The organism is Seonamhaeicola marinus (assembly GCF_008085455.1).
On the sequence record NZ_VSDQ01000270.1, the window covers coordinates 1 to 259 of the forward strand.

General features: G+C 34.7%; 1 pseudogene. It reads right to left on the reverse strand.

From position 1 onward, the window contains the following. Positions 1-6 precede the first annotated feature (6 nt). Positions 7-259 (reverse strand): annotated as a pseudogene (locus FUA24_RS24985) (cell wall anchor protein); the annotation flags it as partial.

The window sequence follows — 259 nt, forward strand, 5'->3', positions numbered from 1 at the left end:
GGAAACCTATTTTATACTTACGTTTTCTGAAAATATCACTAAAGTATCTGTCCCTGCGCCAGTTAAACGTTGTGCATAAACTTGTATAGCTTCTCCGTTAGCCAAATTGGTATTGGTGCTTAAGGATACATTTTGTATTTGGTTGTCATCTTCTATACGTACAACAGCATTAGATTCTGCAATTACAACATTATCCTTTGCTATGTAAAATGCATAAAAATTAGTTGAGGCTCCATTCACTCTAATAGATAACGATGCG